Annotated in this window: 23 protein-coding genes; 11 read left to right on the top strand and 12 right to left on the bottom strand. The window is 71.5% G+C overall.

Going from position 1 to position 22842, the window contains the following annotated elements; genetic code table 11:
- Window positions 1–7 precede the first annotated feature (7 nt).
- Complete coding sequence (locus ACIBVQ_RS18145; RefSeq protein WP_399178624.1) at window positions 8–1033, bottom strand: hypothetical protein; 1026 nt, start codon at window positions 1031–1033, stop codon at window positions 8–10.
- 115 nt (window positions 1034–1148) lie between these two features.
- Here ACIBVQ_RS18145 and ACIBVQ_RS18140 point away from each other — a divergent pair, with 115 nt between their 5' ends.
- Entirely contained in the window at window positions 1149–1766 is a 618-nt protein-coding gene (locus ACIBVQ_RS18140; RefSeq protein WP_352012453.1) for a TetR/AcrR family transcriptional regulator, read from the top strand.
- Between the two features lie 19 nt (window positions 1767–1785).
- Here ACIBVQ_RS18140 and ACIBVQ_RS18135 read toward each other — a convergent pair whose 3' ends face one another.
- Window positions 1786–2283, bottom strand: coding sequence for a hypothetical protein (locus ACIBVQ_RS18135; protein ID WP_386189425.1), 498 nt, complete (start codon window positions 2281–2283; stop codon window positions 1786–1788).
- 27 nt (window positions 2284–2310) lie between these two features.
- Between ACIBVQ_RS18135 and ACIBVQ_RS18130 the strand changes: the two genes are divergently transcribed.
- Both ACIBVQ_RS18130 and ACIBVQ_RS18125 read left to right on the top strand, forming a co-directional pair.
- The gene (locus ACIBVQ_RS18130) at window positions 2311–2445 is read left to right on the top strand and encodes a hypothetical protein (RefSeq protein WP_386189427.1); all 135 of its coding nucleotides are present in this window, start codon (window positions 2311–2313) and stop codon (window positions 2443–2445) included.
- Between the two features lie 115 nt (window positions 2446–2560).
- Window positions 2561–2917: an arsenate reductase family protein gene (locus ACIBVQ_RS18125; RefSeq protein WP_352012449.1), complete on the top strand. Its 357-nt coding sequence runs from the start codon at window positions 2561–2563 to the stop codon at window positions 2915–2917.
- A gap of 77 nt (window positions 2918–2994) precedes the next feature.
- On the opposite strand, the gene ACIBVQ_RS18120 is transcribed toward ACIBVQ_RS18125, so the two are convergent.
- Window positions 2995–3465 carry a pyridoxamine 5'-phosphate oxidase family protein gene (locus ACIBVQ_RS18120; protein ID WP_399178621.1) on the bottom strand — a complete coding sequence of 157 codons (471 nt, stop codon included), beginning with the start codon at window positions 3463–3465 and terminating at the stop codon, window positions 2995–2997.
- Window positions 3462–4796 (bottom strand): MFS transporter, encoded by a 1335-nt coding sequence (locus tag ACIBVQ_RS18115; protein WP_352012447.1) that lies wholly within the window; start codon window positions 4794–4796, stop codon window positions 3462–3464. The genes ACIBVQ_RS18120 and ACIBVQ_RS18115 overlap by 4 nt, the downstream gene beginning before the upstream one ends.
- A 97-nt stretch (window positions 4797–4893) precedes the next feature.
- Between ACIBVQ_RS18115 and ACIBVQ_RS18110 the strand changes: the two genes are divergently transcribed.
- Complete coding sequence (locus tag ACIBVQ_RS18110) at window positions 4894–5325, top strand: helix-turn-helix domain-containing protein (RefSeq protein ID WP_352012446.1); 432 nt, start codon at window positions 4894–4896, stop codon at window positions 5323–5325.
- A 175-nt stretch (window positions 5326–5500) separates the two neighbouring features.
- Here the strand turns inward: ACIBVQ_RS18110 and ACIBVQ_RS18105 are convergent, their stop codons facing one another.
- The 6 genes from ACIBVQ_RS18105 to ACIBVQ_RS18080 all read right to left on the bottom strand — a co-directional run bounded on the left by ACIBVQ_RS18105 (window position 5501) and on the right by ACIBVQ_RS18080 (window position 10505).
- Entirely contained in the window at window positions 5501–5806 is a 306-nt protein-coding gene (locus ACIBVQ_RS18105) for a hypothetical protein (protein ID WP_386189430.1), read from the bottom strand.
- Window positions 5807–5993: 187 nt separating this feature from the next.
- Window positions 5994–6827, bottom strand: coding sequence for an NAD(P)H-binding protein (locus tag ACIBVQ_RS18100; RefSeq protein ID WP_399178618.1), 834 nt, complete (start codon window positions 6825–6827; stop codon window positions 5994–5996).
- Window positions 6824–7726, bottom strand: a complete 903-nt coding sequence (locus ACIBVQ_RS18095) for an NAD(P)H-binding protein (RefSeq protein ID WP_399178616.1) — start codon at window positions 7724–7726, stop codon at window positions 6824–6826. Before ACIBVQ_RS18095 ends, ACIBVQ_RS18100 begins: the two co-directional genes overlap by 4 nt.
- A 234-nt stretch (window positions 7727–7960) precedes the next feature.
- The gene (locus tag ACIBVQ_RS18090) at window positions 7961–8602 is read right to left on the bottom strand and encodes a response regulator transcription factor (RefSeq protein WP_352012442.1); all 642 of its coding nucleotides are present in this window, start codon (window positions 8600–8602) and stop codon (window positions 7961–7963) included.
- Window positions 8599–9711 (bottom strand): sensor histidine kinase, encoded by a 1113-nt coding sequence (locus ACIBVQ_RS18085; RefSeq protein WP_386189437.1) that lies wholly within the window; start codon window positions 9709–9711, stop codon window positions 8599–8601. Before ACIBVQ_RS18085 ends, ACIBVQ_RS18090 begins: the two co-directional genes overlap by 4 nt.
- Window positions 9711–10505 (bottom strand): hypothetical protein, encoded by a 795-nt coding sequence (locus ACIBVQ_RS18080; RefSeq protein WP_362913258.1) that lies wholly within the window; start codon window positions 10503–10505, stop codon window positions 9711–9713. The genes ACIBVQ_RS18085 and ACIBVQ_RS18080 overlap by 1 nt, the downstream gene beginning before the upstream one ends.
- 263 nt (window positions 10506–10768) lie before the next feature.
- Here ACIBVQ_RS18080 and ACIBVQ_RS18075 point away from each other — a divergent pair, with 263 nt between their 5' ends.
- A complete protein-coding gene (locus tag ACIBVQ_RS18075; RefSeq protein ID WP_399178614.1) occupies window positions 10769–11980 on the top strand; it encodes an MFS transporter in 1212 nt (403 codons plus the stop codon).
- Here the strand turns inward: ACIBVQ_RS18075 and ACIBVQ_RS18070 are convergent.
- Entirely contained in the window at window positions 11928–12557 is a 630-nt protein-coding gene (locus tag ACIBVQ_RS18070; RefSeq protein WP_362913254.1) for a helix-turn-helix domain-containing protein, read from the bottom strand. The genes ACIBVQ_RS18075 and ACIBVQ_RS18070 overlap by 53 nt on opposite strands.
- Before the next feature lie 125 nt (window positions 12558–12682).
- Here ACIBVQ_RS18070 and ACIBVQ_RS18065 point away from each other — a divergent pair, with 125 nt between their 5' ends.
- Window positions 12683–13942 carry an MFS transporter gene (locus ACIBVQ_RS18065; RefSeq protein WP_386189442.1) on the top strand — a complete coding sequence of 420 codons (1260 nt, stop codon included), beginning with the start codon at window positions 12683–12685 and terminating at the stop codon, window positions 13940–13942.
- On the opposite strand, the gene ACIBVQ_RS18060 is transcribed toward ACIBVQ_RS18065, so the two are convergent.
- Window positions 13939–14877 (bottom strand): LuxR C-terminal-related transcriptional regulator, encoded by a 939-nt coding sequence (locus ACIBVQ_RS18060; RefSeq protein ID WP_352012436.1) that lies wholly within the window; start codon window positions 14875–14877, stop codon window positions 13939–13941. The two genes, ACIBVQ_RS18065 and ACIBVQ_RS18060, sit on opposite strands and share 4 nt — an antisense overlap.
- Window positions 14878–15090: 213 nt before the next feature.
- Between ACIBVQ_RS18060 and ACIBVQ_RS18055 the strand changes: the two genes are divergently transcribed.
- The 5 genes from ACIBVQ_RS18055 to ACIBVQ_RS18035 form a co-directional block, all read left to right on the top strand.
- Window positions 15091–15423, top strand: coding sequence for a hypothetical protein (locus ACIBVQ_RS18055; RefSeq protein ID WP_352012435.1), 333 nt, complete (start codon window positions 15091–15093; stop codon window positions 15421–15423).
- A gap of 177 nt (window positions 15424–15600) precedes the next feature.
- Window positions 15601–15759 carry a hypothetical protein gene (locus tag ACIBVQ_RS18050; RefSeq protein ID WP_352012434.1) on the top strand — a complete coding sequence of 53 codons (159 nt, stop codon included), beginning with the start codon at window positions 15601–15603 and terminating at the stop codon, window positions 15757–15759.
- Window positions 15760–16104: 345 nt separating this feature from the next.
- A complete protein-coding gene (locus ACIBVQ_RS18045; protein WP_362784786.1) occupies window positions 16105–16911 on the top strand; it encodes an alpha/beta fold hydrolase in 807 nt (268 codons plus the stop codon).
- A 34-nt stretch (window positions 16912–16945) separates the two neighbouring features.
- Window positions 16946–17161, top strand: a complete 216-nt coding sequence (locus ACIBVQ_RS18040; RefSeq protein WP_352012432.1) for an MbtH family protein — start codon at window positions 16946–16948, stop codon at window positions 17159–17161.
- 37 nt (window positions 17162–17198) lie between these two features.
- On the top strand, window positions 17199–22842 hold a 5644-nt coding region (locus ACIBVQ_RS18035), incomplete at its 3' end, for an amino acid adenylation domain-containing protein (RefSeq protein ID WP_399178610.1).

The following is a 22842-nucleotide window of genomic DNA, read 5'->3' as shown; positions in this document are numbered from 1 at the left end:
GTGGTGGTCACCGGGCCGCGGGTTCCGGCGAGGAGCGGTAGTAGGCGGCGATGGAGTGGAAGGCGGCCTTGGGTTCCCACGGCCTCTCCGGGTCCTCGTGGACCTTGACGACGCCGTAGCTGGCCAGGTCCAGGTCGTCGCGGGGGTCGCCGCCGGGGCGGTACGGGTGGTCGTAGAGCGCGAAGGTGAACACGAAGGCGCTGTCGACGCCTCCGGCGTCGAAGACCTCAAGCAGTTCACGCACGTACGCGGCCTGTCCGGCCTCGTCACGTTCGTACTCGCCGTTCAGCCGGACAGGCGCGCGGGTGGCCGGGTCGTACTCGACGACCTCCAGGCCGAGGGCTCCCCTGTCCCCCGCCCCCCGGTAGCTCGCCGCGCCGAACTCGGTGATCGCGACCGGCTTGCCCTGCGCGACGAGTCCGTGGACGCCGGCGGCGAACCGGTCGGCGATCTCAGCCGACCGGTAGAGGTCCACGGACATGATGTCGAAGGGCTCCCAGTTGACGCGTTCGAGCGGCACGGAGGCGTAGGTCACCTTTCCGCCGAAGCGTTCGCGGACGAGCGCCACCGCTTCGGCGAGGAAGTCGTTGACCCGTGCGCCGACCGTGCCGATCTGCTCGCGCACCTGGTCCGGCCTGCTCAGCAGCCCGACTCGCTCGTCGATGCTGTCACCGGGCAGGAATCCCTTGTTCATCAGGCAGAGTTCGGCGCCGGTGACGAACACGACCTCGGCTCCCCTCAGCCGGAGCCGCTCCGCGCGTTCGGCGCAGTCGGCGAACAGCGACAACATCTCGCCGGCGGTCAGTTCGAGCGGGTACGGGGAGAACCAGACTTCGAGGCCGAGGTCGGCGGCGCACTCCGCGGCGAGTTCGATCCGTTCGGGGTTGCCGCCCATGACGCGGACCGCGGTGCAGTTCAGGTCGTCGCGGATGGCGCGCATGTCACGCCTGACGTTCTCCGCGGCGAACCGCCGGTGACCGATCGTTCCGTTGACGACGAAGCCGGTGTCATAGCTGATGCCCTTGGCGCGCACGTGCTGTGCCTTTCTCTGGAGGGAGTTTTAAGGTACTCCAAGTACCCTATTTGTGCGAGAGAGGGACGGCAACAAGGATGGGAGGGCACGGCCGGTATCGACTACGGGAAGAGCCATGACAGAGGACGCGGCAGGCAGTCCGGCGGGACGTACCAGGAGGCGTGGAGCCGCCCTGGAGGAGGCGATCCTGAGCGCCGCGGCCGACGAACTGGCCGAGGCCGGATACGCCGGGCTGACCATGGACAGGGTCGCCGCGCGAGCCGGGACCAACAAGAACGCCATCTACCGTCGCTGGCCGAACCGCCTCGCGCTCGGCGTCGCCGCCTACCGGCGGCTGACCACGACGATCTCCCCCGACGACACCGGCGACCTGCGGGGCGACGTCCTGGCACTGCTCCGCCAGGCCAACCGCTACTGGAGCTCCCCGCAGGGCGCGATCCTGCGCGAGCTGTTCGCCGCGGCCGGAGGGACCTCGGAACTCCTGGAACAGTTGCAGGACCGGTCCGGTGACGACGCCGCGGCCCCGTGGCTGACCGTCCTGGAACGCGCGCTCGCGCGCGGCGAGGTGGCCCCCGAGGCGCTCACTCCACGGGTCGCCACCGTGGCCATGGTCCTGCTGCGCAACGAGTTCGTCGTGCGCGGGGTTCCCACCGCTCCCGACGACGTCCTCGTCGAGATCGTCGACGAGGTCTACCTCCCCCTGGTACGGCGGCGCGCCCCGGCCCGGAACTGACCTCGCGCACGCCCGGGTGTCAGCCGGCCTTGGGCGGGTCCTGCGGCTGCGCGTGCTGCAGCTGGACACAGCATTCGCCGGAGCGCGGAGCGAGAACCGCCTGAACGGCTCCGGCCTGCAGCCCTTGCAGGTATCCGGTGAGGAAGGCGTGGTTCATGCCGCAGACGAGGTCGGGGGCCTGGGCGGCGAGGGGGTGGAAGGGGCAGTTGCGCAGCCGTAGCCGGTCGGGGGCCTCGCGGGCGGGCTCGAAGCCGTGCTGGTTGAGCATCTGCTCGCACAGGGTCAGGCCGCGTTCGGCGCCGAGCCTGCCAGGCCGCAGGCGCGCGCGGTCCTGGCCGCCGAGTTCGTCGCCGTGCTGCCTGGCGGTGCGTATGGCGGCGTTCGCGGCGGTCTCGTTCTCGCCTTCGGCCAGGACGGCCCGGAGGAGGAGACCGGCCAGCAGCTCGTGGCGGCGGTCGGGAATGCTGACCTGGATGGGGCTGCCGGCCGACCTTGCGCAGGCCGGTCGGCGACGCATGCCGGGTGCGGAATCGCCTCACGGTTCGTGGCGGATCCGCGCTTCCTGTCCCAGGGAGCGATGTGGCTGATCGCGATCGGGGTGGTCGGCGCGCACGGGTTGTTCGCCGTCGTGACCGTGCTCCTCGTCCTGCTCTCCGCCCTGGGCGTCGGCGGCGGCTGACGGAGACCTCGCCCTCCTCGGCGCCCCGCGCGCCGAGGCCCGCTCGCGTCGCCGGTTCCCCGCCCTGACCGCCTGCCCGGATGACCGGCACGCCCGCAGCTGGAAGGATCACATCGTGGAAATCTGGATCAACCCCGCGTGCAGCAAATGCGCCTCCGCTCTTTCACTGCTCGACGAGGCGGGTGCCGCCTACACCGTGCGGCGCTACCTGGAGGAGCCGCCCACCGCCCAGGAGATCGAAGACGTGCTGCGGCGTCTCGGCATGCAGCCCTGGGACATCGCCCGTCTCGCCGAACCCGCGGCGGCCGAACTGGGCCTCACCACGTGGCCACGCGACGAAAGCCACCGCCCCCGGTGGATCGCGGCGCTGGCCGCTCACCCGATCCTGATCCAGCGGCCCATCATCACCGCGGACGACGGAACGGCGGTGGTCGGCCGCACACCCGAATCCGTACGGTCCCTCCTGCCGTGACGGCCGGCCCCGCACCACGGCGTTCAGGGGTGGGGCCTTCGCCGACGTCGGCGAAGGCCCCACCCCTGTAGCCCGCGTCATACCGGAGGCGTCCAGATGCGGCTGCGCAGATCCGTGCCGCGGATCACCTGGATGCGCCAGGGTTCGAGGCGCAGAACGTGCAGCCTGGGGTCGGCGGGTGACTTCCAGAAGGCCCCGAGGTCGTATCCGGCCCCGCGCGGGCTGGTCGCCCGGTAGAGGTCCCAGACGTGGCGCTTGGTCTCCAGGTCGTCGTCCCAGGTGGCCGTGGCCTCGATGGCGACCGAGCTGTTGCCGGGCTTCCAGTAGGAGAAGGAGGTGTGCGGGTTGCCCGCCAGGTGGGCCGCCTTGACCGGGGTCTTGTAGGTGGCCAGCCACCCGCGCGACTTGCCGTCCACGTTCTCCCAGACGGGAATGAGAATGCGCGTGCGGGGGCGGTTCCCGGAGTCGACGGTGACCATCGTGGCGTACCGGATGGCACCGATGTAGGCGTTGAACTCGCTCTCGATCTCGGCGAAGGACGTGGTCATCGGAGGGACTCCTTCCGCAGGCCGTACGCGCTGAAGGCGGCGGCGAGGACGGCGGCGACGATGGGGACGGACAGGGCGGCGCGGTAGGCGCCGAGCGGATCACCTTCGCCGGCGGCGACGATGACGGCGGTGCTGGCGGCGAGCCCGAGGGCCGCGCCGAACTGGAAGGACGTGTACAGCAGGCCGCCGGCCAGCCCCTGCTCGCTCTCGTCGACACCCTCGGTGGCGACGATGGTCAGCGGCCCGTAGGCCAGGGCGAAGGACAGGCCGAGGATGAGCATGGTGGGGAACATCGCCAGGTAGACGGTGTCCGTCCCGATCGGCAGGAACAACACGTAGGACAGGACGGCCAGCAGCAGCCCGCCCAGGATGACCTTGGCGTTGCCGAACCGGGTGACCAGCCGAGGGGTGAGGGTCGGGGCGAGGATGGCGTCCGCGCCGATGGCGAGCATGGCCAGGCTGGTCTGCATCGAGCTCCAGCCGCGCAGTTCCTGCAGGTAGAGCACGGCGATGAACTGGAAACCGAAGAAGGCGGCGGCGAACAGCAGGCCCGCAAGGTTGGCCCGGACCAGCGATCCGGAGCGCAGGATGCCGAGCCGCAGGAGCGGAGCCGGGGACTTCCGTTCGATCAGGACGAACAGCACCAGGAGGGCGAGCCCGGCCAGGAGGATGGCGGCGGTCAGACCGGCGCTCACGTGGGCGGCCCGCTCGATGCCCAGCACCAGCAGCATGATCGCGCCGGTGATGGTGACCGCGCCCGGCACGTCCACCCGCCGGTCCGTGGCCTGCTCCGCCGGGGTCGTGGGAATCAGCCGTACGGCCAGCACGAGGATGACCAGGGCGAGCACGGCGGGCACGAACAGCACCAGCCGCCAGTTCACCTCGGCCAGCAGGCCGCCGAGCACCAGCCCGAGCGAGAAGCCACCCGCCGCCGTACCGGAGTAGACGAGCAGCGCCTGGTTGCGCTGGGGACCCTCCTCGAAGCTGGTCGTGATGATCGACAGCCCGGCGGGGGTCATGACGGCGGCCGCGACGCCGGCCACGAACCGGGCCGCGATCAGCACCCCGCCGCTGTCGGCGACGCCTCCCAGGGCCGAGACGACCAGGAAGACCCCGAGCCAGGCCAGGAACATCCGGCGGCGGCCGAACAGGTCGGCCGCACGGCCGCCGACCAGCATGAACCCGCCGTAGCCCAGGACGTAGGCGCTGATGACCCACTGGAGTTCGCCGGTGGACAGGCCGAGTTCGGCCCGGATCGCCGGCAGCGCCACGTTGAGCATGGCGACGTTGATGCCCTCCAGGAAGATCGCTCCGCAAAGAACGAACAACATCCCCCAGGTCCGGGGGGATCTCACGATGGTAGACACAGTGACTTCTCCCGTGGTTCTCTTTAGTAACGAAGGAATCTTGCGTCACCGTGGGGGAACTATGGAAGACGGCACTTCAAAGGCACTGAGTTACTGCACGGGAACCGATGCCGACCAGGCAAGACAGTGGGACGTCCGGGCGGACTGCGACGTACGGAACATCCTCGACCGTGTCGCCGACAAGTGGTCGCTGCTGGTGATCGCTCTTCTTGACCGCCAGACGATGCGCTTTTCCGAGTTGCGCCGCACCGTTGACGGCGTGAGTCAGCGCATGCTCACCGTCACGTTGCGGAACCTGGAGAGGGACGGGCTGGTCAAGCGGACCGTCTATCCCGTGGTGCCGCCTCGGGTCGAGTACGAGCTGACCCCGCTCGGCATCTCTCTCCACGAGGTGATCAAAACGCTGGTGATCTGGACGGAGGACCACCAGCAGGAGATCTCCGACGCCCGCTCCGAATTCGACCAGCGGGAGCTTGAGGCGGCCGTCCCGTAGCCGTGTCGCCGTGTTGTCGCCGCGCGGCTTCCGCGCGCTCCGCGGTGGGGTGCCGTGAACGAACGCGGCCCCCGCCGACCGGAGCCGGAACGGGGGCCGTGCGGTCCGGCGAGGCCGTCCCGCGCGGGCGAGGGGGTGCGCCTGGCCGCGCGGGACGAACGACGCCTGGAACGTTCTAAGCCGGTCGGCAACCGGCCGCGACGACGCCGTCGGGCAGCTGCGCGCGGCCACCGGCCCGGCAGTGGAACCTCACCGGCGCCTGGCGGGCGACCACCAGCGACTCGCCCTGGAACTCACCCTCGGTGGCCGCTCCGTTGGAGGCGACGCAGTTGCCGTGCCCCAGCACGACCGCACCGGGCAGGACCTGGTCGCAGGTGTAGGTCGGGGTGGCGTCGGCCTGGGCGGGGGCCGCGACGGCCAGGGCGCCGGCGACTGAGACGGCGGCGAAGGTGATGGTGAGCAGGTGGCTGGAGAAACGCATGGGGGTGGTGTCCTTTCTGAGATAGGAGAGACAACCACCCGTTATGTTACCGACGGTAGTCGGGTGACTATCTAGCGTTACAGCTGGGTTGATGTAACCTTCGCTCCCCACTTCGGGTGCCCTTTTCGTAAGCCCCGCGGTCCATGCCGAACCCGGGGAGGGGGGCGGCCCCCTCCCCGGACGGTGACTATCTGAAGGCCGTCACGTGATCGGCGGCCCACTCGTCGAAGGTCCGGGCCGGGCGGCCCGTGAGACGCGGGACGAGCGTCGCCCACTCCTCGTTGAGCGGGGCGGGATCATGTGCCGACTCGGCCCATATCCCGAACAGCCAGTCCACCACGGTGGCCGGATAGCCGTGCCGAACCCACTGCTCCCGCGCCGTCACCGGGTCCTGCTCCTCGAAGCGCACCCGTTCGCCGAGAGCCCGCCCGATCGCCTCGGCCTGCTCGGCGACGGTGAGCGACCGCGGTCCGGCGAAGGTGTAGGTACGGCCCGCGTGACCCTCCCCGAGGAGGACCGCCGCGGCGACGGCGGCCACGTCCGCCTCGTGGATCGGCTGGGTCACCGCCCCGCCGTACGGACGGCGCACGACCCGCTCCGCGCGGATCGACGGCGCCCAGTCCAGCCAGTTGCGCGAGAACTCCCCCGGCCGGATGTGCGTCCACTCCAGACCGGACTCCTCGACGGCGCGCTCGACCACCTGGTAGCCGTCCGCGAACATCGCGTCGTCGGCCAGGGCACCCGACAGGTTCACGATCCGCCGCACCCCGGACTCGGCCGCCAGCGCGACGACCTCGGAGATCGCCTGTGGCACGGGAAACAGATAGAGCCGTTCCACGCCGGTCAGCGCCTCCCGCAGCGACTCGGGACGCTCCAGGTCCCCTTCGAACACCTCGACCCCGCCGGGCAGGCCGGCGGCGGAACGCCGGGTCAGGGCCCGTACGGCGTGGCCGGACCTCAGCAGCTCCGTGACGACGCACCGGCCCACCTCACCGGTCGCCCCGGTCACCAGGATCGTCATGCCGCCTCCCCCGTGAAGTCCGCCGCGTGGTCCCGGGCCCACCTGGCGAAGGTGCGCGGTGGACGGCCGGTTATCTCCTCGTACGTGCCCGTCGGCGCCAGCGCACCGGTGCCCTCGACGGCGGCGGCCAGCAGCTCGACCAGCCAGTCGGCCATCTCCGGTGGGCAGCCCTCCGCGAGCCACCGGACGCGGGCCTGTGACGGGGTCAGCTCCTCGAAGCGCACCCGCGCGCCGATGGCGGCGCCGATCGCCGATACCTGCTCGGTCTGGGTGACCTTGGCCGGGCCCGTGACGGTGTACGCCGCGCCGAGATGCTCGTCGGTCAGCAGCGCGGCCACCGCGACCTCGGCCACGTCCGCCTCGTGGACCAGCGGATACCCCGAGGCGGGGTACGGCTCGCGCACCGTCCGCTCGGCGCGGATCGAACCCGCCCAGCCGAGGGCGCGCGCGGCGAGCAGACCCGGGCGGACGTGGGTCCACTCCCTGCCGGTGGCCTCGACCGCCGTCTCAAGACCGCGATGGGCCCGGCGTTCCTCCTCCAGGTGACGGCCCAGCGCACTCGGATCGTCGGACGGGGCGAACCCGGCCGCGGCGGCCGAGTGCACCACGAACCTGCGCACCCCCGCCGCCACGGCCTCCTCCGTGAATCCGGACCCGGCGGGCCTCGGCTCCTGGTAGGCGTACGGGAACAGATAGACCCGTTCGACCGCCTTCAGCGCCCGCGGCCAGGTGTCCGGCCGGGCGAAGTCCCCGTGGACCAGTTCGACCCCCTCGGGAAGACGCGTCCTGGCCGCCCGCGGGTCGCGGACCATGGCGCGTACCCGCTGGCCCGCGCCCACCAGCCCCCGCACCACATGGCGGCCGATGTTGCCGGTCGCCCCCGTCACTAAAATCGTCACGTTGCTCCTCTGAACTCCGGATGGGCAATGGGGGCCGCCGCGTCCGTTGCCGTGGTTTCGCGGCGGCGCCCCGGCCCCGGGATGGTAGGCCGGTTCCCGAGGAGCTCGCATATGGATCGTTCCAGGGCGTCACGGCGGAGCGCCGCCTGAGAACCGCGTGACCACCGGAAACGGTGCTCGACGGCCCCGCGAGGCTCCCCCGCCCGCCGGGTCGTCCCGCGCGGGAACGCGGGCTCAGGAACGGTTGTTCAGGCCGTGTTCGTACGCCCAGATGACGGCCTGGACCCGGTCGCGCAGCCCGAGCTTGCCCAGGATGCGGCCGACGTGGGTCTTGACGGTGCCCTCGGCGAGGAACAGCGATCCCGCTATCTCGGCGTTCGTCTCGCCCCAGGCGATGTGCCGCAACACCTCGCGTTCGCGTTCCGTCAGCGGGTCCGGCGTGACGTCCGGCAGGCGCCGCGCGACGTGGTCGAGCAGACGCCGCGTCGTGGACGGCGCGATCACCGCGTCCCCACGGTGGACGGTCCGCACCGCGGACAGCAACTCGTCGGCGGGGGCGTCCTTGAGCAGGAACCCCGACGCTCCGGCCCGCAGCGCCGCGAAGGCGTATTCGTCCAGGTCGAAGGTGGTCAGGACGATCACCCTCGGCCCTTCGTCCGTCATCGGCAGCCGCCTGATCGCCTCGACCCCGTCCATGCGCGGCATCCGCACGTCCATGAGCACCACGTCCGCCGTCACCGCGCGCAGCCCCGCCAGGGCCTCCGCCCCGTCGCGGGCCTGCCCCACCACGCGCATGTCCTCCTGCGCGTCGATCACCATCGCCGTACCGGTACGCACCAGATCCTGGTCGTCGACGACGTAGACCCGAATCGTCATGCCCGATACGGCAGGCGCGCCTCGACGACGAACCCGCCCGCCTCCCCCTTCCGGATCTCCAGGGTTCCGCCCACGGCGCCCACCCGCTCCCGCATTCCCGTCAACCCGTTCCCCGTCCCTGTCGCCCCCGCCGGGGGCCTGCCGTCGTCGCTGACGGTGAGGCGCAGGTCGTCCTGTGCCCACTCCAGCATGACCGTGCCGCGGGCACCGGGGCCCGCGTGCTTGAGCGTGTTGGTCAGCGCCTCCTGAACCGTCCGGTAGACGACGAGTTCCATGCCCGGTCCGAGAGGGCGGACCGGGCCCCGCACGATCTCGGTCACGGGAAGCCCCGCCCCCCTGGTGCGCTCCAGCAGTTCCGGCAGGTCGGCCAGCCCCGGTGACGGCCGCGCTCCGCCGGGTACGGCGCGCAGCACGCCGACGGCGGCCCGCATGTCCGTGAGCGCCGTGCGCCCGGTGTCCTCGATCGTGGCCAGGATCTCCGCCGCGCGCGCGGGCGCGAACCGGCCGCCCCTGGCCTGGGCGACGATGACCGCCAGCGCGTGCGCGACCACGTCGTGCATCTCCCTGGTGATCCTGGCCCGTTCCGCCGCGGTCGCCCGCGCGGCGGCGTCACGGGCCCGCTCCCGCAACAGGTCGACGTAGGCGAGCTGGGTCCGCCGGTACAGACCGAACCCCCACGCCGAGACCACCACCGCGGCCAGCAGCCCGAACAGTAACCACGGGTTCGGTCCCAGGGCCGCGGCGGCCACGCTGGAGTCGGTCGCGAACCTGGCCGCCGCCACCCCGGCCCCCGCCAGGCCCAGGGCCAGCGGAGGGCGGCGCCGGTCGTACGCGGCGCAGGAGTAGACCATGAACGGGAAGACCAACGCCGACGGCAGCACGAGGAACAGCCCGGTCACGGCGACCTGGACGGCGAAGGCGGCGGCGACCACGAGAAACGCCCAGTATGTCCGGCGGTACGCGACGGCCACGTGCGCCACCAGGCATGCCGCCACGAGCAGGCCCGCGCGCGCTCCCGGCACCGAGAGCACCGCGACCACCACCGACAGCGAGAACAACGGCACCCCGGCGACGAAGGCCGACACCATGTCCGCGCGCCGTGGCGTCATCACACCGTCGCCCGCTGGTAGGCCAGCGTGGCCCCGCCGACCGCCAGCCCGAACAGCAGCCAGCTCCCGTACACCAGCCCGACCGTCACCACGGCCGAGGGATCGGCCAGCGGTACGGGCCCCCGGGTGAGGCCGAGCAGCTGCGACAGCGTGCCGAAAACGGACATGGTTCCCATGGTGGTCAACATAGCGGCGCCCGTCCAACCGCCCGCCAGCACCAGCCGCCTCGGCAGCCACCGCCCCCACCGCTGGACCAGCGCCAGGGAACCGGCCGCCCCGACGACCAGCATGATCAGCTCGCCGTACGGCAGTCCCTCGTCGTACCCCGTGGGACGCAGCAGCGTGCCGCCGAACGACCAGTACAGCTTGGCCGTCGGATAGACGAACCCGACCGCGAAGGCGCTGTACCCGAGCCACGACCCGCCGGGCACCCGGATGTGACGCAGGACCAGCGCCCCCAGCAGCGCGCATCCCGCCAGGCTGAGCCCGCGCAGCGCCATCCCGGGCCAGTCGACCCGCGCGAACTCCCCCGCCGGGATGCCCGTGACGGCGAAGAACGCGCGGAACGCGTCAAGCACGATGCCGCCCGCCGACCACAGCAGCAGGACGGCGGGCAGCAACCCCGCGGCGTGCGGTCGCACCACGAACACCGCGCTCAGCACGGCGGCCGATACGGTCACCCAGTGGGGAGCGAAGCCCGCGGTGTAGGGAAGCGCCGGCAGCGGCACGAGGGCGAGCGCGGCGGTCAGCGCGAGGACGATCAGCGCCGAGATCTGCATTCGTTGGAGTCGCATGACGTCAACGATTCCGGCCGAGGCCCGCGGGCCGCGTCTCCGTCAGGTCCGGACGAGATCTGACCTGAGAGGTATTGACACGGCCCGCACCCGGCGGGTCAGCGCGTACATGAGAGATCGGCCCGGTGCTCGGCCGCTCTCTCATGGAGACCCCGGCCACCGCGAAAAGGAATCGGTCAGGTCTGAAACATGCCGGTACCCGCTGCTTCGTCACTGCTTGGCTGAGTGCCCGTACGCCACACGCACCTGTCCGAACGGGAACCATGTCCACCATCACGCTCGCCCGGCCCCGCTCGCCCCTCATCGGCTGGCTCGCGGTCGTCTCACTCATGCTGGGCATCTTCACCATCGTCACCAGCGAGATCCTGCCCATCGGCCTGCTGCCCGTCATCGGCGCCGACTTCGGCGTCTCCGACGGCACCACAGGGCTGACCATGACACTGCCCGGAGTCGTCGCCGCGGTCGCCGCGCCCACCGTCACACTGACCACCGCGCGCCTGGACCGCCGCGTGATGCTGTGCGTCCTCATGGCGGTGCTCGCCATGGCCGACGTGCTGGCCGCGGTGGCGACCTCCTACTGGGTCATGCTGATCTCCAGGGCGCTCGTCGGTCTCACCATCGGCGGCTTCTGGTCGATCGGAGCGGGGCTGGCCGGTCGCCTGGTGCCCCCGCCCGCCGTCGGCACCGCCACCGCTGTGATCTTCTCCTCCGTACCGCTGGGCTCCGTGCTCGGAGTACCGGCCGGTACCCTCATCGGCGACCTCGCCGGTTGGCGGACCGCCTTCCTGGTCCTGGCCGCGCTGGCCGTCCTGGTTCTGGCCGCCCTGCTGACGCTGCTACCGCCACTGCCCGCCCAGCAGGCCACCAGCCCCCGTGTCCTGCTCGACCTGCTGCGCGCCCGGGGTACCGCCGTCGCCCTGTCGGCGACCTTCCTCGTCGTCCTGGCCCACTTCGGCACCTACACCTACGTCACGCCCTTCCTCCAGGACGTCACCGGCCTGGCTCCCGCGGCCGTCGGCGCCGTCCTGCTGGCGTACGGCGTCGCGGGAGTCGCAGGCAACTTCCTGGCGGGCAGGGCCGTCGCCGCACACCCGCGAGCCACCTTCGCGGTCTGCGGTTGCCTGATCGCGGCCACCACCCTGGCGCTGCCCTCGGTCGGAGGAACAGCCGTCGGGGCCGTGGCGTCGCTCGTGCTCTGGGGCCTGGCGTACGGAGGTGTGCCCGTCTGCTCGCAGGCGTCGTTCATCGCCGCGAGCCCTCACACGCCCGAGGCCGCCACGGTCGTCTTCACCTCCTCCTTCCAGGCGACCTTCGCCCTCGGCGCCTTCCTCGGTGGCCGTGTCGTCGACGCATTCTCGGTCTCCACCGTGATGATCTGCGGCGGGCTGGTCGCCCTGCTCATGGCGGTTTCCCTGCGCGCGTTCAGCTCGGCTGAGGGGGCTCCTCCAGGGTCGGGTAGAGGAGGGCGTTCATGACGACGGGAAGGGCGCCGGGGCTCTCGTCGCTGTAGGCCTCCCTCTCGATCAGTTCGGTGATCGCGGTGCGCACCCGCACGTACCGCTCCGGCGTCATGTTCACCCGGACGCTGCTGATCTGGAGGCTGAGGTCGGGGCCGTAGGCGGGCGGGTCGAGCGGGACCCGGCCCGCGCGCAGGTCGGCGCGCAGCCGGTCACGGGCCGATTCGAGGAGTGCCAGCGTGGTGTCGCTGAAGTCCTCCGAGTCCTGGGCCAGGTTGAACACGTCGTTCTCGATGGTGAGCCTGCGATACGTCGGCCGGTAGCGCTTCTCGATGATCCCGGAGACCACCCTGGTCTGCGCCACGTAGATCAGGTTGGCCTCTTCGAGCTGTTTGATGTGCCGGTACAGCTTCGTCTGGTTCTCGCCGAGCCGTTCGGCCAGCTCCTTGACCGTGAGGGGGTCGGCCTGCTCTCCACTGGGGAAGGCGGCCAGGATCGACAGGCGCAGGGGGTCCGCGACCATGCGGAGGGTCTCCAGGTCGGTGATCCTGCGGACGTCGACGACCGCGCTCTCGGACAGGCTGGCTTCCATCATCTCGGGCTCCATCGCCGGTCAGCTTCACTGGTTGCGTTACAGTAGCGCATCCGTCAACATTCACGTTAGCATGAATGAGTGTGATGATGTGAATGATCACGGCGTCGAGAACGAGAGTGAAGACGATGACGGTGACAGAAACGCCCCAGGCGCAGACAGACTCGGCTGACCTGCCGTTACGCAGGAACCGGCGCTTCCAGGCCCTGTGGGTCGGCGGCGCGGGCGCGGCGATGTCGGTGAACATGGCCCTGGTCGCCATCCCCGTGCTGGTGCTCGCGGTGACCCGGTCGGCGATGGTCGCCGGACTGTACGGCCTGGTCACCGGGGTGGCCGCCTTCGCGGCGGGCGTCCCCGCCGGGGCGATGCTCGACCGCTACGACCGCAGGACCCTGCTCATCGTCTCCGAACTCGTGCGGGCGCTGGCGTTCGCCACGCTCCTGCTCGCCCTGGCCTACGACACGTTCGGCGTCGTTCACCTCCTCGCCGTCGCGGCGGTCACCGGAGCCACGCAGCCGCTGTCCAGCGGGGCCCGCATGCTGGCCACCCGAAGCGTCGTCCCGCCCGCCCAGCTGACCAGCGCGCTGACGCAGGAGGAGGTCAGGTCGCACAGCGCCTCGATCATCGGTCCGGCGCTCGGCGGCATGCTCTACGCCGCATCCCGCACCCTGCCCGTCATCGGCATCGCTGCCGGGTACCTCCTGTCCGCGCTCTGCGCGCTGGCCGTACCCCGGGACAGGGAGGCCAGCAGGGAGCGGCGCGCGCGGTCCGGCGGAGGCATGCTGGACGGGCTCGCGCTACTGCTGCGCGTCCCGGTGCTGCGCGCCTCGATCATCGCGCTGAGCGTGCTCAACCTCGGCGGCTCCGCGCTCGACCTGCTGGTGGTCGTCCTGATCAAGACCAACGGCGGCTCGGAGGCGGAGGTCGGGTTCGCCTTCACGATCGTGTCGATCGGCGGGCTGGCCGGAGCCGGTCTGATCGGAGTTCTGCACAGCAGGCTGAGCCCCGGCGCGCTGCTGATCGGGCTCTACGCCTGGGGCAGCGCCCTCACCGCGGCACTGGCCGTGCCGCTCGGCTTCTGGTGGTACGGCGTGGTGCTGGCGCTGGCGGTCCTGCCACTGCCCGCGACCATGGTGCTGGTCGACATTCTGATCTTCCGCCAGGTCGAGGACGCCCTGCGCGGTCGGACCATCACCGCGACCATCACCATGCTCACGGTCGGCGCGGCCCTCGGCCCGTTCGTCGCCGGGCTCCTGCTGCAGTACGCCGGGCCCGTTCCCGCGGTGCTCACCGTCAGCGGCGTCTTCCTGGCCGCCGGGGTCTACGCCCTGAGCAAGCGTGTCATCCGCACCGCCCGGTGGCCGCAACCACAGGACTCGGGGGCCTAATGCTCAAGCCAGCCCTGGCGCACCGCCCGCACGCCGGCCTCGAACCGGCTGCGGGCTCCGAGCCTTTCGATGAGCGTGGCGGCCAGCCGCCGGGAGGTCCTGGGCGAGACGCCCAGCCGTTTGGCGATGGCCTCGTCGGTGTGACCCTCGGCCAGCAGGGCCAGCGCGCTCTGCTCCTGCGGCGACAGGCCGTGCGCGTTGATCGGGACGGCGCTGGACAGCGGCCTGGCGTTGGCCCAGACGCTCTCGAACAGCGCGCACAGGGCGGTCACGGTGCCCTCACCGGTCAGGACGACCGCCCCGGCGGCGGTGTTGTCGCTGGAGACGGCGATGACGACGGTGTCACGGTCCAGGATGATCATCCGGTTGGGGAGCGTCGCCACGGTCCGCACCTCGGCGCCGCGCTGGACGATCCAGTTGGCGTAGTCGACGGTCGGCTGGTTGTTGCGCAGGCTGTCGAGGTAGACGACGCGCAGCCGTACTCCCCGCTCCAGCACCGCCGCGTCCTGCGGGCGGGCGCTCTCCAGGTTCTCCGGTGTCTGGGCGCCGTCCGGCGCGAAGGTCATGATCTCCCTGCTCACCGCACGGCAGAGCACCGCGATCCGGTCGCGGATGTTGTCGATGCCGACGATCTGCTCGACCCCGGCGCCCCCGGTCTCGGATCTGAGGCTGGCGTGGTCGGCGATGAGCCGGGCGGCGGCGGCGCGGGACTCCTCAAGGCGCTGTTGCTGCGCGATCAGACCGGCCTGCTGCCTGCTGAGCAGAATCTGCATTCCGATGTCGGGCGAGACCGCGTGCAGATGTCCGTTCTGCTGCTGCGAGGGGCGGATCAGAGCGAGTTCGCTCAGCTCGTCCAGTGCGGACCTTATGTCGCCCGCTTCGCAGGAGAGCCGTTCGGCGAGTTCGCTGACGCCCTCGTTCGGCCGGGTCAGCATCGCACGATAGACAGACTCAGCGACCTTAGTCAACCCCAGGGAAGTGAGCACCTGCATTTCCTTTTGGATCGAACATCGCCGTTGACCGGAATCGTCGCAGAGCCCCAACCGGGATAGCAAGGTTCATTTCGCCAAAAACTTTAATTTTTTATGACATACCTCCCCACTGTCGGTCAGTGGCAATCGCAATTCGCCACGAGAAAGCGAGCGCCGATGTACCTCGTGCACGTGCAGGTCAGGTCGTCGGCCGGAAGCGGCCTGCCGGCGGACGTGGCGGGCCGGGTCCTGGCCACGGCCGTCCCCGACGAGCGCATCGAGCACGTCGCCGTGCACCCGCACGCCAGGCCGTACCCGGTGCTCGGGGTCGTCCTCGGCGCCGACGGGCTTGAGCAGGCGGAGGAGCGGGCCGCCGCCGTGGTGCGCCGCGCCCTGGCCGCCCACGACGAACTGCGGGAGTGGGAGCAGGTCACGGCGCAGGTGCCCCTCGTCGGGCCCTTCTACGAACTGCTCGTCGAGCGGGAAACCCCCGGAGAGTTCTCCGGATGAACCGGTGAACGGTTCCGGCCACGGCATAGACAGGCCAGCTCGATCCCCTTCCGAGCAGGGGAAACGGTGATGAAGATAAGTCTCACACCCCGGGATGAGCAACCTGGAAGGCGGCCTGACGAGGCGCCGACCGCCCAGCCGGAGCCACACGGCTCTGATCCGATAAGGACTCTCGTCATGTTCGACAGCCTGCGCACCCTCCCCTCCCGCGTCGTCACCCTCCTGGCCGTCTCCGCCCTCGCCGTCCTGGCCGCTTTCGCCGCCGGAGCCGTGGACACCGCCGCACCCGGCGTCTCCGCCGCCGTGGTCGCCCAGAGCGGAACCGGCTGGCAGTGACCCGGCGGTAGTCCAGCGGCGGCCCGTGTGGCCTGTTCGGGCCACGCACATGGAGCCCGGCCGTGGGACCCGGCCCCGGAACCCGGCTCGCCATTTGTTTGACTCCCCCGCCTCGGCACGGACTTTATGACGGCGGATCACCGCCCCTTCTTACTCCGGCCGGCCGTTATTGCAGGTCATCGAAGTCGCCCATTGACAGCGGGCGCCGGTGAACCCCTTTCCTCAGACGAACATTCTGCTGCCGTGTGCGCGGAAAAACCCTCTCGCGGACGCCCGTCACGGGTTTCCCCGCCTCTCCCGAGAACCCTCATGAAAAGCCACCGTCCAGCGACGAAAGGACGCGACATGCCGCCGACGAACCCGGTCGCGACCTCGGAGCGTCAGTTCCACGCGATAAATCCTTGCCCCAGACCGAACCTCCGGCTGGTCTGCTTCCCGCACTCCGGCGGCTCCGCCGGGTATTTCCGCACCTGGAAATCGGCGGTGCCGGAAGGCGTCGAACTCCTCGCGGTCCGCTACCCCGGACGGGAGGAACGACTCTGCGACCCGTTCGCCGAGGACATGCGTGAACTGGCCGACTCCATCGCCCACGCCTGCGCGCGGTTCGACGACGCGCCCCTGGCCTTCTTCGGCCACAGCCTGGGATCGCTGGTCGCCTACGAGGTGGCCGTACGACTGTCGGCGCGGTACGGCATCACACTCAGAACGCTCTTCGCCTCCAGCTGTGCGGCGCCCTGGCTGGCGCCCAGGCTCGGGCTCGGGGACGCCGACGACGAGGCCCTGATCGAACGGGTCGGACGGCTCGGCGGGACCGACATGAGCGTCTTCGACAACCTGGAACTACGTGAACTGATCATGCCGGCGATCCGGGCCGACTACCGCCTGCTGGACCGTTACACCGAACCGGCCACGACCGCGCTGGACTGTCCCGTCCACGTCTACCACGGCACGGACGACCCGGGCGTCGGGGCGGAAACGGTCGCCGCGTGGTCCAGGGCGACCGCCCGTGCCTTCTCCACACGGGCCTTCCCCGGCGGCCACTTCTACCTCGCGGAACACCTTCCCGAGCTGGCCCGCGACCTCTTCGCCCGCCTGGAGACCCCGCCGGCCGGCCGGCCCTCCCGCTCCAACCTCCTGTTCGTCCTCGGGTGAAAGACCCAGAACCGCTGAGAAAGGAAACACCGTCATGGCCAACCCCTTCGAGGACCCGGACGCCCGTTACCTCGTGCTCGTCAACGACGAGGGCCAGCACTCGCTCTGGCCGACCTTCAGCCCGGTCCCGGCCGGATGGGAGGTGGTGTTCGGGGAGGCCGCCCGTCAGGAGTGCCTCGACCACATCGAGCGGTCGTGGACCGACATGCGGCCGAAGAGCCTGATCGCCGCCATGGAAGACAACAGCTGACGACGACGCGTACGGGAAAGCCGAAGGAGGGAACCGCATGTCCGCGGTTGGTGGGGTGCCCCCGGCGACGCTGCCGGAACTGATCGGGGCACAGGTGGCCAGGACACCGGACGCCGTCGCCCTGGTGGCCGGGAAGACCCGGCTCACCTACGCCGAGCTGGACCTTCGGGCCGGTCGGCTGGCCCGGCTGCTGGCCGGGCGGGGAGTCGGCACGGAGGACGTCGTCGCCCTGGCGCTGCCGAGGTCCGTCATGGCGATCACGGCCGTCTACGCGATCGCCAAGTCAGGGGCGGCCTGGCTGCCGGTCGACCCCTCCCTGCCCGCGGACCGGATCACGCGCATGGTCGCCGACTCCGGGGCGAAGCTGGTCCTCACCTCGACGGAGACGGCTCCGGGCCTGCCCGACTGCGGCGTCCCCCTCCTCCTGGCCGACTCCCTCACCGACACCGGGACCGGGGAGGGCCCGCTGCGGACCCTCTCCCCGGCCAACACCGCCTACGTCATCTACACCTCCGGCTCGACCGGCACCCCCAAGGGCGTGGCCGTGACCCACGCGGGGCTCGCCGCCCTGGTCGCCACCCACACGGGCCTGACCGGCATCGACGGCACCAGCCGCGTACTGCAGGGCGCCTCCCTCAGCTTCGACGTCTCCGTCTCGGACATCGTCAACACCCTCGCCAACGGCGCCACCCTCGTGCTGCCGCGCGAACAGAGCCAGATGGTCGGCGAGGAGCTCGCCGGCCTGATCGACGAGTACGGGATCACCCACGCCGACCTGTCGCCGGCGATGCTGGCCACCCTGCCCGACGTGCCGCTGCCGACCCTGCGCGCCATCGTCGTCGGAGGAGAGGCGGTCCCCCGCGAACTGGTCTCCCGCTGGAGCGCCGGGCACGCCGTCTTCAACGGCTACGGCCCCACCGAGACCACGGTCACCGCCACCATGAGCGGCCCCCTGAACGGTGACGAGGAACCACCGATCGGCCTGCCCTGCCGCGACACCCACGTCCACGTCCTGGACGACGCCCTGCGCCCGGCCGCCGAGGGCGAGCTGTACGTCGCGGGACCCGGACTGGCCCGGGGCTACGTGGGCAGGCCGGGCCTGACCGCGGAACGCTTCGTGGCCTGCCCCTTCGGCGAGCCGGGCGAGCGGATGTACCGCACCGGCGACAGGGTACGGCTGCGCCCCGACGGGCAGCTCGACTTTGTCGGCCGAGCCGACGACCAGGTGAAGATCCGCGGCTTCCGCATCGAACCGGGCGAGGTCGAGGCGGTCCTGGCCGGGCACCCCGCCGTACGGCAGGCCGTGGTGCTGGCCAGGCAGGACGAGCCCGGCCGCAGGCTCCTCGTCGGCTACGTCACCGGCCAGGCCGACCCGGCCGAACTGCGTGAGCACTGCGCGGGCAGGCTGCCGCACTACATGGTGCCCGCCGCCGTCGTCGTGCTTGAGACGTTCCCGCTCAACGCGGCGGGAAAGGTCGACAGGAAGGCCCTGCCCGCCCCGGTCTTCGGCCAGGCCGACGTGGGGACTCCCGCCCCGGCCGACGAGCTGGAGCGGACCCTCCACGAGCTCTACCGGAAGGTCCTCGGCCTGGCCGACGTGGGGGTCGAGGAGTCCTTCTTCGAACTCGGCGGCGACTCGATCACCGCGATCCAGCTGGTCTCCGAGGCACGCAGGGCCGGGCTGCGGATCAGCCCGCGTGACGTCTTCACCGCGGGCAGCGTGGCGGCCCTGGCCAGGATCGCCGGGACGGTCGAGGAACGACCCGCCGTGACGGAGGAGGCGGGCGCCAATCTCGGCGAGGTCCCGCAGACCCCCGTCATCGCCTGGCTGGCCGCGCAGCGGGGCCCGCTGGACGGCTACCACCAGTCGATGAGCCTGTCGATCCCCGCGGAGACGACCGACGAACGGCTGACCGCCGCGCTGCAGGCCGTACTGGACCGGCACGACGTGCTGCGGATGCGGACCTCGGCGCCCGCCGTACGGCCGTGGCGGCTCTGGACCCGGCCCGAGGGCGCCGTGCGCGCCGGGGACGTGGTCGAGTTCGTGACCGGCGAGGCGGACTTCGCGGCGGCGGCGCGCACGGCACCGGCCCGGCTGCGGCCCGAGGCCGGGGTGATGCTCCAGGCGGTCAGGTACGGCGCGCGCCTGCTGCTCGTCGTCCACCACGTGGTCGTCGACGGGGTGTCCTGGCGGACCCTCCAGGCGGACCTGCTGGCGGCGCTGCGCGAACCGGGAACGCCGCTCGAACCGGTGCCGACCTCCTTCCGCCACTGGGCGCGGCGGCTCGGCGAGGCGGCCCTGTCCCCCGCCCGCGTGGCCGAACTGCCGTTCTGGGCCGAGACCCTGAGGACACCGGAGACACCGCTCGGCGGACGTGCCTTCGACCCGGCCCGCGACACCTACGCCACCGTCGGCTCACTCCGCCTCGCGCTGCCGCCCGAGATCACCGAACCACTGCTCACCCAGGCCCCCGCCGCCTTCCACGCGCAGGTCAACGACGTGCTGCTGACCGCCTTCTCCCTCGCTCTCGGGCACTGGCGCGCACGCCGCACTCCCGGTTCTGGGACGCCCGTGCTCGTGGCCGTCGAGGGACACGGCCGGGAGGAGATCGTCGACGGGGTCGACCTGTCCAGGACGGTCGGCTGGTTCACCTCAGTCTTCCCGGTACGGCTCGACCCGGGCACGGTTCCCTGGCCGGAGGTGACCGCCGGAGGCGCGGGAGTCGGCGCCGCGCTCAAACAGGTCAAGGAACAACTGCGCGCCATCCCCGACCACGGCATCGGCTACGGCCTGCTCAGATACCTCAACCCCGCGACCGGGGCCGTCCTGGGCGAACACCCCGAACCGAGGATCGAGTTCAACTACCTGGGCCGCTTCCCGATGGACGACGTCACCGGCGAGGACTGGCTGGCCGGAGCCGACCTGGTGGGCGAGGGCGGCGAACCCGGCATGTCGCTGCCGCACGCCCTCGGCCTCGACGCCCTCACCCTCGACACCCCGAAGGGCCCGGCGCTGCTGGCCGAGTGGACCTGGGCGGGCGAACTGCTCACCGAGCGGGAGACCGCCGAACTCGCCGAGGCCTGGTTCACCGCGCTGCGCGGTATCGCCGCCCACGTACGGCGAAACACCGTGAACACCTACACCCCCTCCGACTTCCCCCTCGTCGAGATCGACCAGGCCGGACTGGACGCCCTGGTGGCCGCGCACCGGCCCGCCGAGATCGGCGACGTGTGGCCCGCGTCCGCGACGCAGAGCGGCATGGCCTTCCACTCCCAGTACGACCTGGGGGCCGCCGACGTCTACACCGCCGCGTGCAGCTTCGACCTGACCGGGGAGCTTGAGGTGCCCAGGCTGCGCGCCGCCGCCACGGCGCTGCTGGAACGCCACCCCAACCTGCGCGCCGCCTTCCACCGGGGCGAGGACGGCTCGACGCTCCAGGTCGTCGTGGACGGCGCGCGGGCGCCCTTCACCGAGATCGACCTGTCCGGCGTGGACGACTTCGAGGAACACGCCGCGAGGATCGTCGAGGAGGAACGCGCCCGCCGCTTCGACCTGTCCCGCCCACCGCTGGTGCGCTGGCTGCTGCTGCGCGCCGCACCGGAACGCCACCGGCTCGTCGCCTCCATCCACCACATCCTGCTCGACGGCTGGTCCATGCCGATCTTCGCCGAGGAGCTGTGGGCCCTGTACGCGAGTTCCGGCGACGACTCCGCGCTGCCGCGCCGCGTGCCGTACCGGGACTATCTGGCCTGGGTCGGCCGGCAGGACCGGGAGGCCGCCAGGCGGGCGTGGACCGCGGCGCTGACCGGATTCGAGGAGCCCACGCTGGTCGCGCCCGGCCAGAGGGCGCCGGAACCGCCCCTGCGGCTGCGCAGGGAGCTGCCCGCCGAGACCACCGACCGGCTCGTACGGCTCGCCCGGCGGCACGGCGTGACCGTCAACACCGTGATCCAGGCGGTCTGGGGGGTGCTGCTGACCAGGCTGACCGGCCGGGGCGACGTCGCCTTCGGCATGACGGTCTCCGGCCGCCCGCACGAGATCCCCGGCGTGGAGCGGATGGTCGGCCTGCTGATCGACACCGTCCCCGTCCGGATCGGGGTCCGCCCCGCGGAGAGCTGGGCGGCGCTGCTCACCCGGGTACAGGCCGAACAGGCCGAACTCCTGGACCACCAGCATCTGGGGCTGGCCGAGATCCAGCGGTGCGCCGGGCTCGGCGGCCTGTTCGACACCGTCGTCGTCTACGGCAACTACCCGGACAACGCGCCTCTCGGCGTCGAAGGCGTCCTGGACGTCGCACTCGTCGAAGACGCCGACAGCGCCCACTATCCACTGCTGCTCGCGGTCACCCCCGGCGAACGGCTCGGCCTGCATCTCGACCACCAGCCCTCCGTCATCACCGGCGAGGCGGCCACGACCCTGCTCGGCCGGTTCGAACGACTGCTCGGCCACCTGCTGGACGACCCCGGGGCACCGGTCGGCCAGGCCGGAGTCCTGACGCCCGGGGAGCGGGCCGAGATCCTCGGCGGATGGAACGACACCGCGGGGCCGGTCCCCGAGCGGAGCCTCCCTGAGCTGTTCGCCGAACAGGTGGCGCGCGTCCCGGACGCGGTGGCTCTGCGCTGCGGCGATGAGGAGCTGACCTACCGGGACCTCGACCTGCGGGCGGAACGGCTGGCCGACCGGCTGGCCGCGGCGGGCATGGGCCTGGAGACGCCGGTCGCGCTGCTGATGGACCGCTCCGCCGACCAGGTGGCCGCGCTGCTCGCGATCCTCAAGGGCGGCGGCCTGTACGTGCCGCTCGACGACCGCCACCCGCTGGAACGGCTCAGCCGCGTGCTGGCCGACAGCGGCGCCGGGCTGCTGCTGGTGGACGAGGCGCACCAGGGACACCCGCTGACCGGCTCTGACCGGCTGCGGACCATCCGGGTGCACGCGGCGGAGCAGGCCGGGGAACGTCCCGCCGTCCGCGTCCTGCCGGACAACCGGGCCTACCTGATGTTCACCTCGGGGTCCACGGGGGTGCCGAAGGGCGTGGCCGTCACCCACGGGAACGTGGTGGCGCTGGCCGCCGACGGCCGGTTCGGTGGAGAGGAGCACCGCCGGGTGCTGGTCCACTCCCCGCTGGCCTTCGACGCCTCGACCTACGAGCTGTGGGTGCCGTTGCTGTCGGGCGGTCAGGTGGTCGTGGCGCCGCCGGGGCAGCTCGCCACGGCTGATTTCGCCCGGTTGTTGTCCGGTGGTGGGGTGGACGCGCTGTGGTTGACGGCGGGGCTGTTCAACCTGGTGGCGCAGGAGGCGCCGGAGTGTTTCGCGGCGGTTCGGCAGGTGTGGACCGGGGGGGACGTGGTCTCTGCGGCCTCGGTTCGGCGGGTGCTGGAGAGGTGCCCTGGGCTGACGGTGGTCGACGGGTACGGCCCGACCGAGACCACGACCTTCGCCACCTGCCACCCGATGCGCTCGGCCGGTTCCGTCCCTGCCTCGGTGCCCATCGGCGGGCCGATGGACAACATGCGGGCCTACGTCCTGGACGAGGCGCTGCAACCGGTCCCGGCCGGAGTGGCCGGCGAGCTCTACCTCGCGGGCGAGGGCCTGGCCCGTGGGTATGCCGGCAGGCCTGGTCTGACGGCTGAGCGGTTCGTGGCCTGTCCGTATGGCGGGTCAGGTGGGCGGATGTATCGCA

Origin of the sequence: Streptosporangium sp. NPDC049376 (assembly GCF_044466505.1) — a bacterium.
In the GTDB taxonomy this organism is placed as follows: Bacteria; Actinomycetota; Actinomycetes; order Streptosporangiales; family Streptosporangiaceae; genus Streptosporangium.
This window is presented reverse-complemented; position numbering and strand designations above follow the sequence as displayed.